Raw genomic sequence first — 9,774 nt, forward strand, 5'->3', positions numbered from 1 at the left:
TTCTGCGGAACTTTTTTCGTACACCTTCATCAATCATTTGATAACATTTATTATTTTATAGAAAAAATTTTCGATTCTCCATGCCTGAAATCCCCCTCTTCGGCCCTTTTCCGGTCCTGAACGTCCCCTCCGGCGGGTAGAACGTCCTTTCCAGGCATGAAAAAGCAGGGGGAAGGTGCAGTTTCCGCCACAATCCGGCGCGGGAAAAGCTGTTTCAGGCCTGGGGAAGCGGCAACAAGCCTCCGTGCCTGCCTGCTGAATCAGAACGGCCTCTTCTTTTCTTTAAAAGATGAAAAATCATCCCTGCCCGGCCTCCACAAGGCGGAAGAGGCCGGACGCCCCGGCAGACGGCGCCCGAAGCAGCCTTGAAGTCCCTTCTCCCCGCGCCCTGTAAAGCCTTCCGCCCGGGGGATGCCGCTTTCTGCCCCGCAAAGTCATCCCGGGAGTGCAGAAAACAAGAGGCCTTCCCCGCAGAGAGGAAGGCCCCATGACCGTATCGGAAAAAAACACAGTCGCGCTTCATATTCCCCGTGGAGAGGTCCGCCTTTCCGGCAAAAGCCCTGCCCATGGGGATTTGTTTCAGTGTGGCGTTCAGGCCAGTTTCGGTATGACGTGGCGGAACAGCTCCAGCACCTTTTCGGCATTGGCATGGGCCACGGCAAGAATGGCCTCCCAGGTGGCCGTATCGTCTTCCTTCCAGGAGTCATAATCCGTGCTCATGGCCACGGCCGCATAGGGAATACCCAGCTCGTTGGCCATGATGGCTTCGGTGGCGATACTCATATTGATGATGTCTGCCCCCCAGATGCGGAACATACGGGATTCGGCTCTTGTGGAAAAACGCGGCCCCTCGATGGTAATGACGGTGCCTTTGTCATGGAAGGAATAGCCGAGTGCGGACAGGCCGTCGATGAGGGCGGCACGCAATCCGGCATCAAAGGGATCGGCCATGGCGGTATGGGCAGGGGCGCCCGGTTCGAAGGACTCGAAAAAGCTCAACGGACGCGAGCGGGTGAAGTCGATGAACTGATCGGGAACGATGAGATCGCCGCGCCGTATTTCCTCCCGCAGGGATCCCACCGCCGTGCTTGCCAGCACATGGGTGCAGCCCGCGGACTTCAGCGCCCAGATATTGGCGCGATAATTCACCTGCGTGGGGGGGATGGTATGATTGCGTCCGTGCCGGGCCATGAGGACCACGGGCACGCCGCCTATCACGCCTTCACGCAGGGAACTGGAGGGAGCGCCCCAGGGCGTATCCATCTCCACATCGCGGATGCTTTCAAAAAGAGTGGGATCGTCCAGGCCGCTGCCGCCGATAATGCCTATCTTCGCGTTCATACTTCTTCCGTCGTGTGGTTGCGGGGCCCGTGGCCCCGGAATAGGAAATGCCCATGCCGGACGCTTCCGGCACCGGCCGGGTGCTCTCAGCAGGGAATATAGCCCTGGGAAAGCATATAGAGAAGGTCGCGCATGTGCTCCACATCCGGAGCGTACATGATGAAACCGTCCTGATGTCCCGTCATGACGATGACGCCGTCGGCAGGATGCAGGCGCACCAGCGCTTCGACACTGCGGGCCATGGCCGGGGTGCCGAAGGCCGCGTCGGGAGCGGTGGCCGGAGCCTTGCCCGCAAGAAGCTGACCGTAAAGTCCGGCATGGTGCAGATGGATGACGCAGTTGATGGAAGGAGAAGCCGCGTACACGGCGGCGTGCGTCATGGATTCCGAACTGGCCTGCGACGGTCCCACCGACCACACGGTGTTGGCGTCGATGTCGCAGCGGGTCACCAGCGTATAGCCTTCCGGTCCCAGTTCGGGAATGTGGCCCGTGGCCGTGGCCGTCACCACAAAACCCTGCTCCGCACGCAGAGACACATTGCCGTAGCCCACGCCGTTTTCCAGCACGCCCACAAGACCGGCGCGCACAAGATCCGTGCGAAGAGCGTTCAGCTCGGCCCAGCCGGGATGTTCCGGAGCCGGACCCTTTTCATGCACGCAGCGGTATTTTACATAACCTTCGTCCGTCATCACTCTTCCCTCATGCCTGTTCCGGGTACAGGGAAAGAATTCCCCGCTCCGATGCTTCGCACACGCCGCGTTCGGTAACAAGGCCCGTGATGAGGCGCGCCGGGGTCACATCGAAGGCCCAGTTGCGGGCCGGCGTGTCCGCCGGGCAGATGAGCACGCGCTCCACCTGCCCTTTTTCCGACAGACCGGACATGATGCGCACCTCATCGGCATTTCTTTCCTCAATGGGAATCCCGCTCACGCCGTCATACAGAGAAAAATCAAAGGTGGAGGAAGGCAGCGCCACATAGAAAGGCACGTTGTTGTCATGGGCGGCAAGCGCCTTCAGATAGGTGCCTATCTTGTTGGCCGCGTCACCCCGGCGCGTCACGCGGTCCGCCCCGGTGATGACCATATCCACCATGCCGTGCTGCATGAGGTGGCCGCCCGCATTGTCGGCAATGAGGTCGTGAGGAACGCCGTGCATGCCCAGTTCCCATGCCGTAAGGGAGGCACCCTGATTGCGCGGACGTGTTTCATCCACCCAGACATGCACGGGTATGCCCGCGTTGAACGCGGCGTACACGGGAGAAAGCGCGGAACCGTGATCCACAAACGCAAGCCAGCCCGCGTTGCAGTGCGTGAGAATGTTGACGGGCTGCCCGCCCTTGCGTGCCGCCAGCTCCCGGATGATGCCGAGGCCGTGTTCTCCTATGCGGCGGCAGAACTCCGCATCCTCGTCGGCTATGGTCTGCGCTTCGGCATGGGCGGCCTCCACGGCCTCTTTTCTGCCAAGTCCTGCCAGCGCCTTTTTCTGGCGTTCCAGAGCCCAGACAAGATTGCTCGCCGTAGGCCGCGTGGCGCGCAGCTTTTCCATGCTCTGCGCCATGAAGGCGGCAAAATCCCCTTCGGGCGCGGTACGCACCGCAATCCACACGCCCCAGGCCGCCGTGGCTCCGATAAGCCCTGCTCCGCGCACCAGCATCTCGCGCACGGCACGGCACACATCATCCACACTGTGGAGGGCAACTACGCGAAACTCATGGGGAAGCGCCGTCTGATCAATGATCAGAAGCGTTTCCTCCTCTCCCGATCCTTCCGTCCAGATGGTGCGGTAATGTCTGCCGTTCACATTCATGCCTAAGCCTCCGGCTACTGTATGCTCAGTTCAAGGGCGTTGCGGTTCACGGGAACCAGGGCCACCCTGCCCATGGTCTTCATGTCAAGCACGATGCGGGTCTTGTCGTCATGCTGTCCCACGCGCACGGCCTGCACAAGCCTGTTGCTGGGCACACGGGGCACTTCCAGTTCCCAGTTGCCCGCAAGGTCGAGCACCACACGATCGGGATTGCCGAGGGTGGAACAATGCCCCACCATGGGCGCGTTGCCCTGCAGTATCAGCTTGATCTGACTCCCCTTCATGGAAAATTTTGCGGAAGTGACCACCCTTTCATACTTCGGCTGCGCCTTCTTCGAGGCAGTATCACCGGATGCGGACGCCACGCGCACTTCGGCAGGAGCCTTGCTCGCAGCATCGGACAGAGCGCGGGCGGCCGTTTTTTCCTCACCGGCATTTCCCTTCACCGCAGGGGCGGTCGATGCAGCTTCGGCCTCCGCCGTTCCGGCCATGTTTTCGGAAACAGCCTGCGCTCCGGCACCATGCGCCGTATCTCCGGCCTTCACGGCCGGGGCGCTCTTTCCGGCAGGCTGCGCACTTTCTGCCGGATCATTCTCTGCAGGTGCGGCAGGTTGCTGTACGGAAGCCGCCTTCTCCCCGGCGCCGGAATCGCCGGACCACGGCGCTCCGTCCCCGCCTTCCGGAGGCAGCATGTTCCCGTTCTGCAAACGCCCCGGCTCCGGCAGGGAAGCCGGAACCATGCGGGGAGCAGCCATCTGCACCCCGGCGGAGACAGATTTCTCCTGCCCGGACAGGGAAGACGCATTCTCCGTCTCGTCCCTGCCTTCCTGATATTCGGTGAGCCCGACAATCTTCCCCGATACTTCCGAACGCCCGGCCTCATAACCGGGTTCATCCTTCAGAACGGCGGCAACGCCGACGGCGACAACCAGCATGGCCGCCGCACAGGCGAAAAGACGCAATGTCCTGCTCATATCACCTCTCATGCTTCATATCCGAAACGGTATTTCGTTCCTCTATAGCCGAGATGCCCACAAAATGACAAGCGCGCCACGCCATGTGAAAAATTCTGCCACGGTGGACGGTGAGGCCTTTTTCCTATAGACCTTTTTCATGCATGAACTTTCCCTTATGGCAAGCGTTATGGATATCGCCCGGGAAGAGCTTTCCCGCCACGGAGCCTCCCGGCTCCTTCTTCTGCGCATACGCTACGGCGTGCTGGATCAGGTGCAGCCCGAGGCCATGCGCATGGCCTTTGAAGCCATGACTGCGGGCACACCCCACGAAGGCGCAACTCTGGAACTGGTGGAAGAACCTCTCGGGCTCCGATGCAGCCTGTGCGGGCACGTTTTCCACCCGGAAGACAGAAACGCCCTCTATGCGCCCTGCCCCGCCTGCGGCGATACCGTCCCCTTCAGCATCACGGAGGGGGAAGGTATTTTTCTCGATCATCTGGAGGCCGAGTAATTCACGCCCGCGCCCCTTTTCTTTTCCGATAAACCTCTGAGGCATACCATGGAAATTCCCGTCGTACGCAATGTACTGGAAGCCAACGACCGCATCGCCGCGCGTCTGCGCGCCGACTTCACGCGCCGCGGCATACTCGTGCTCAACATCATAAGCTCCCCCGGTTCCGGCAAGACGTCGCTGCTGGAACGCACCCTGAACGACCTTGCGGGAGAATTCCGCATGGCCGTCATCGAAGGCGACCTGCAGACCGACAACGACGCCCGCCGCGTGGCCGCTTCCGGCGCGCAGGCCGTGCAGATCAATACCGAAGGCGGCTGCCACCTCAACAGCAGCATGATCAGCGAGGCTCTTCAGGCCATCAACCTTGAAAAGCTGGATATCCTGTTCATCGAAAACGTGGGCAATCTCGTCTGCCCCACGGAGTTCGACTGCGGGGAAGATGCGAAGATCGCCCTGCTCAGCGTGACCGAAGGGGACGACAAGCCCCAGAAGTATCCCTACCTCTTCCACAAGGCAAAGGCCATGCTGCTCAACAAGACGGATCTTCTGCCCTATGTGGATTTTGATGTGGAAAAGGCCCGCGCCCATGCCCGCGCCGTCAACGCGGATCTTGCCGTGATGGAAGTGTCCTGCCGCACCCATACGGGACTCGACGCCTGGTATGACTGGCTGCGTGCAGCCGTAAAAGCAAAGAAAGAAGCATCTCATGACTGATCACGGTTCCTGCTGCTGCAGCCTGCCCGAAGACGCGCCCTTCCATTCCTACGAGGAAGTGCTGCGTCATCTGGATTCGCTGGGGCTTTTTCATATGGATATGGGTCTCGGCCGCATGGAACGCGCCCTGCGCGCCCTGGGTCTCGATCATCTGCGCTGCCCTGCCGTGCAGGTGGTGGGCACCAACGGCAAGGGTTCCACGTCGGTTTTTCTGCAATCCATCGCCATGGCGCACGGCCTGAACGTGGGCCTGTACACCTCGCCCCATTTCGTGTGGCCCGAGGAACGGATACGCCTGAACCACACCATGCTTCCCCGCCGCATCTGGCCCGCTCTTGCCGGGGACGCGGTACGGGCGGAGAAGGGACTCACCTATTTTGAGCTGCTCACGGTCATGGCGGCCGGCGCCTTCCAGACCAGTGAAAGCGATCTCATGATCTTTGAGGCGGGTCTCGGCGGCCGTTACGACGCCACCACCGCTCTACCCGTGGACATGACCTGCTTTGTGCCCATCGGCATGGATCACATGAACGTGCTCGGCGATACCCTCGCCGCCATTGCGGACGACAAGTCCGACGCTCTGCGCGAAGGAATGACCATGGCCGTAAGCGCCCCGCAGGAGCCGGAAGCCAGGGATATTCTTTTTGCCAAGGCCGACGCGCGCGGCATTCCCCTGTGCTCGTGCCCCACGAAGGAAAAGTGCGGAGGCACCAGGGCCGGAAGCGCGCTGTGGGAAAGCCTGCCCGACGAGCTGAAGGCATGCTCCGTGCTGCCGGAAGACGCCGTGCTCGGCCTGCGCGGTCCGCATCAACGGGTGAACGCACAGACCGCCGTGCTGGCCTGGGTGCTGCTCTGCCACCGCTACCGCTGGAAGACCGACGCCCGCACCATTGCCCGGGGGCTGAGGCAGGCCTTCATTCCCGGCAGGCTGCAGTATGCTCCGGCCTCCGGTCAGCGCCCCGCCCTGTGGCTGGACGGCGCGCACAACACCCACGGCATGAGCGCCCTGCTCACGGCCGTGAAGAACATGAGCGCCGAGGAGCGCCCCGCTTCGGTGGTCTTTTCCTGCCTGGCGGACAAGGACCCGGAAAAACTCACGGTTCTGGTGCGCGAACTTGCCGGGGACATGCCCCTGTTCGTTCCTACCATTAAAGATAATCCCCGCGCCGCGCAGGGAAGCGACCTTGCCGCCATGCTCGGCCCGAACGCCCGCGCCGTGCCTTCTCTGGAAGACGCCCTCGCGCAGGCCAGGGCTGCGGCCGGGGAAAAGCCCGTACTGGTATGCGGTTCTTTGTACCTGCTTTCGGAACTTTTCACCCTGTGGCCCGATCTTCTGGAAGATCCGCACGCCGCTTCCCGCTGAAAAGTCGCCAAGCCGGAGGGTTGCCCCCTCCCAACCATGCAAGGAGATTCCATGTCGTCACTTTTCCGCTCGCTTCCCTCGGTGGATGCCTGCCTGCACAGACTGGAAGAAACGTTCCCTTCCGCCTCCCACGCCGTGCTGCTGGAAAGCTGCCGTGCCGTGCTTGATGAACTGCGCGACGACATACGCGCGGGCCTTGTGGCCGACGCCTCCGCCCTTTCTCTGGAAGCCGTGACCCCCCGCCTGTGCGCCGCCGTGGAAAAGAGGGAACGCCCCCGCTTCCGACGCGTGATCAACGGCGCGGGCGTGGTGGTGCACACCAATCTCGGCCGCTCCGTGCTGGCAAAGGAAGCCCGGGAAGCCGTGAACATAGCCGCATCGGGCTACAGCAACCTGGAATTCAACCTGAAAACAGGGGAAAGGGGCAGCCGCATCAGCCTGGTGGAAGAGCTGCTCATCTCCCTCACCGGGGCGGAAGCGGCCCTTGTGGTGAACAACAACGCCGCGGCGGTGCTGCTCATGCTCGACACGCTGTGCAAGGGCGGGGAAGTCATCCTCTCCCGCGGACAGCTTGTGGAAATAGGCGGAAGCTTCCGCATTCCCGACGTGATGGAGCGCAGCGGCGCAACGCTGAGGGAAGTGGGCACCACCAACCGCACGCACCTTGCCGACTATGAGAACGCCCTTTCCGAAAATACCCGCGCCGTACTCTGGGTACACCCTTCCAACTACCGCATCATAGGTTTCCACTCTTCGGTACCCCCTGCGGAACTGGCAAACTTCGCCCACAGCCGGGGCCTGCCCCTGCTGGAAGACCTCGGCAGCGGCAGTCTGCTGGACTTCTCCGCCTGGGGGCTGCACGATGAACCCACCGTGCCCGAAGTGCTGAAGGCCGGCACCGATGTGGTCACCTTCTCCGGCGACAAGGTGCTCGGCGGCCCGCAGGCGGGCATTATCGTGGGGAAAAAGGAATATGTGGACCGAATGAAGCGCAATCAGCTCCTGCGCGCCCTGCGCTGCGACAAGCTGACGCTGTCCGCCCTGGAAGCCACTCTGCGCCTGTACCGCGACAGGGAGACGGCTCTCAGGTCCGTACCCACGGTGCGCCGCATGACCATGAGTGCCGGGGAACTGCAGCGCCGCGCGGAACATCTGCGCGACATGCTGAACGAGCATCTCGCAGGTCTTGCCGAATGTTCCCTGAAGGCCGACTTCTCCCGTGTGGGCGGAGGCGCCTTCCCCGAACAGGGCATGCCCACCACGCTGGTGTGCATCAGGCCCGCGCACAGTTCCGCCGTGCAGCTGAAAAAACACCTGCTCTCCACCGATCCTCCGCTGGTGGGCAGACTGGAAGACCCCTATTTCCAGCTTGACCCCCGCACCATGGAAGAAGAAGAATATGCCGATACGGCGCGTGTCCTTCTGCAGGCGCTGAGAGAACCATCCTGAACACGCCGCACCTTGAACAACCATCATTCTCCTTTCGAGGTTATTATGGACGAACTTGCATCCTCCTCCACATCCGGCTGGGAAGTGTACCGCTCGGATGAACACCGCCGGGCCATGTACGCACTGGCCGATGACTATATCCGCTACATCTCCGCCTGCAAAACGGAACGCGAAGCCGTCTCCGGCGTCATCGATCTTCTGAAGGAAGCGGGATATACGGAAGGCTTCCAGACTTCCCGCGGCTGGCAATCCCTGCACGGCAAGGCCATTTTCGTGGCGCGCCGGGGCAGACGCCCCCTCAGGGAGGGCATACGCCTCATCAGCGCCCATACCGACAGCCCCCGGCTTGACCTCAAGCAGCATCCGCTTCAGGAACAGGTGGGCGTAGGCCAGGCCAAGACCCATTACTACGGCGGACTGCGCAAGTATCAGTGGTTTGCGCGGCCCCTCGCGCTGCACGGCGTCATCGTCACTGCCGAAGGGCGCTCCATTCCCGTGCGCCTCGGGGAAGAGGAAGGCGACCCGGTCTTCACCATTGCCGATCTTCTGCCCCATCTCTCCCACAAGGACGGCGGACTCAAGCTTTCCGACGCCTTCGACGCGGAAAAGCTCAACATCATTCTGGGTCATGAACCCGTGCTCAAGCAGGAAGACGCCGAGGCCCCCAAGGAACCCGTGAAGGCCCGCATGCTTCAGCTGCTTCATGAGAAATACGGCATCCGGGAAGACGATCTCATTTCCGCCGAACTGGAAGCCGTGCCCGCCGGAGCGGCCCGCTATGTGGGGCTGGACAAGGGCATCGTGGGCGGCTACGGCCAGGACGACCGCATCTGCGTCTATACCGCCCTGCGCGCCCTGCTCGATGCGGAAGATCCGGAATACACCTGCTGCCTCATCTTCTGGGACAAGGAGGAAATCGGCTCCGACGGTTCCACCGGCGCAAGCTCGCGCTTCTTCCAGTACTGCGTGGAAGACATGGCCGCCGCATGGGAGGCGGAAACGCCCTTCCGTACCATCATGATGAACACGAAGGCCCTTTCCGGCGACGTGCACGCCGCCGTGGACCCGGACTGGCAGGACAGACACGAACTCAAGAACTCCGCCTTCTTCGGCTGCGGCGTGGCATTCTGCAAGTTCACCGGTTCCCGGGGCAAGTACGGCGCCAACGACGCCCACCCCGAATACCTGGGCTGGATGCGCGGCGTGCTTGACCGGAAGAACATCCCCTGGCAGATGGCCGAACTCGGCAAGGTGGACGTGGGCGGCGGCGGCACCGTGGCCCTGTTCCTTGCGGCCTACGGCATAGACGTGGTGGACGCCGGGCCTGCGCTGCTCGGCATGCACAGCCCCTTCGAGCTTTCCTCCGTCCCCGACATCTACTCCGCCAAGCTTGCCTATCAGGCCTTCTTTGAAGCGGAATAAGTTTTCCCCGTTCCCGGAAGGGAACGCTTCCTTCAGAAACGGATGATCACCGCCTGGTGAACATCGTTTCCCGCCAGAAGCCCCGGAGTTCTTCTCCGGGGCTTTTTTATGGGCAGAGTGCTCCGCCCGCTTCTCCTAGGCTCAGGACTCATTAATTGCCAAAAGGGTAAAAAGTTCTTATTGTCGGCATAGGGAGGATGCCATGAAGG

Annotated in this window: 9 protein-coding genes; 5 read left to right on the top strand and 4 right to left on the bottom strand. The window is 61.9% G+C overall.

The window, feature by feature from the left end:
• Positions 1-591: 591 nt before the first annotated feature.
• From mtnP to Q0K07_RS12095, 4 genes are all read right to left on the bottom strand, one after another.
• Complete coding sequence (gene mtnP, locus Q0K07_RS12080; protein ID WP_294559555.1) at positions 592-1,341, bottom strand: S-methyl-5'-thioadenosine phosphorylase; 750 nt, start codon at positions 1,339-1,341, stop codon at positions 592-594.
• 86 nt (positions 1,342-1,427) lie between these two features.
• Positions 1,428-2,030, bottom strand: a complete 603-nt coding sequence (locus tag Q0K07_RS12085; RefSeq protein WP_294559557.1) for a class II aldolase/adducin family protein — start codon at positions 2,028-2,030, stop codon at positions 1,428-1,430.
• Between the two features lie 10 nt (positions 2,031-2,040).
• Positions 2,041-3,147, bottom strand: coding sequence for an S-methyl-5-thioribose-1-phosphate isomerase (gene mtnA / locus Q0K07_RS12090; protein ID WP_294559559.1), 1,107 nt, complete (start codon positions 3,145-3,147; stop codon positions 2,041-2,043).
• A 14-nt stretch (positions 3,148-3,161) separates the two neighbouring features.
• Positions 3,162-4,121 (bottom strand): AMIN domain-containing protein, encoded by a 960-nt coding sequence (locus Q0K07_RS12095; RefSeq protein ID WP_294559561.1) that lies wholly within the window; start codon positions 4,119-4,121, stop codon positions 3,162-3,164.
• Positions 4,122-4,260: 139 nt separating this feature from the next.
• On the opposite strand from Q0K07_RS12095, the gene Q0K07_RS12100 reads away from it, so the two are divergent.
• From Q0K07_RS12100 to Q0K07_RS12120, 5 genes are read left to right on the top strand one after another with little or no spacing between them, the layout of a single operon-like run.
• A complete protein-coding gene (locus tag Q0K07_RS12100; RefSeq protein ID WP_294559562.1) occupies positions 4,261-4,614 on the top strand; it encodes a hydrogenase maturation nickel metallochaperone HypA in 354 nt (117 codons plus the stop codon).
• A gap of 48 nt (positions 4,615-4,662) precedes the next feature.
• Entirely contained in the window at positions 4,663-5,331 is a 669-nt protein-coding gene (gene hypB, locus Q0K07_RS12105) for a hydrogenase nickel incorporation protein HypB (protein WP_294559564.1), read from the top strand.
• Positions 5,324-6,694, top strand: a complete 1,371-nt coding sequence (locus tag Q0K07_RS12110; protein ID WP_294559565.1) for a cyanophycin synthetase — start codon at positions 5,324-5,326, stop codon at positions 6,692-6,694. The genes hypB and Q0K07_RS12110 overlap by 8 nt, the downstream gene beginning before the upstream one ends.
• Positions 6,695-6,745: 51 nt before the next feature.
• Entirely contained in the window at positions 6,746-8,143 is a 1,398-nt protein-coding gene (gene selA / locus Q0K07_RS12115) for an L-seryl-tRNA(Sec) selenium transferase (protein WP_294559566.1), read from the top strand.
• 45 nt (positions 8,144-8,188) lie between these two features.
• Positions 8,189-9,565 carry an aminopeptidase gene (locus tag Q0K07_RS12120; RefSeq protein WP_294559567.1) on the top strand — a complete coding sequence of 459 codons (1,377 nt, stop codon included), beginning with the start codon at positions 8,189-8,191 and terminating at the stop codon, positions 9,563-9,565.
• The last annotated feature ends 209 nt before the right edge of the window (positions 9,566-9,774 follow it).

The sequence above is a fragment of the uncultured Mailhella sp. genome (assembly GCF_944324615.1).
Classification (GTDB): Bacteria; Desulfobacterota; Desulfovibrionia; order Desulfovibrionales; family Desulfovibrionaceae; genus Mailhella.

Coding starts and splice junctions, on each gene's coding strand:
- mtnP (WP_294559555.1), bottom strand. CDS start 1,341: ATGAACGCGAAGATAGGCATTATCGGCGGCAGCGGCCTGGACGATCCC.
- Q0K07_RS12085 (WP_294559557.1), bottom strand. CDS start 2,030: ATGACGGACGAAGGTTATGTAAAATACCGCTGCGTGCATGAAAAGGGT.
- mtnA (WP_294559559.1), bottom strand. CDS start 3,147: ATGAATGTGAACGGCAGACATTACCGCACCATCTGGACGGAAGGATCG.
- Q0K07_RS12095 (WP_294559561.1), bottom strand. CDS start 4,121: ATGAGCAGGACATTGCGTCTTTTCGCCTGTGCGGCGGCCATGCTGGTT.
- Q0K07_RS12100 (WP_294559562.1), top strand. CDS start 4,261: ATGCATGAACTTTCCCTTATGGCAAGCGTTATGGATATCGCCCGGGAA.
- hypB (WP_294559564.1), top strand. CDS start 4,663: ATGGAAATTCCCGTCGTACGCAATGTACTGGAAGCCAACGACCGCATC.
- Q0K07_RS12110 (WP_294559565.1), top strand. CDS start 5,324: ATGACTGATCACGGTTCCTGCTGCTGCAGCCTGCCCGAAGACGCGCCC.
- selA (WP_294559566.1), top strand. CDS start 6,746: ATGTCGTCACTTTTCCGCTCGCTTCCCTCGGTGGATGCCTGCCTGCAC.
- Q0K07_RS12120 (WP_294559567.1), top strand. CDS start 8,189: ATGGACGAACTTGCATCCTCCTCCACATCCGGCTGGGAAGTGTACCGC.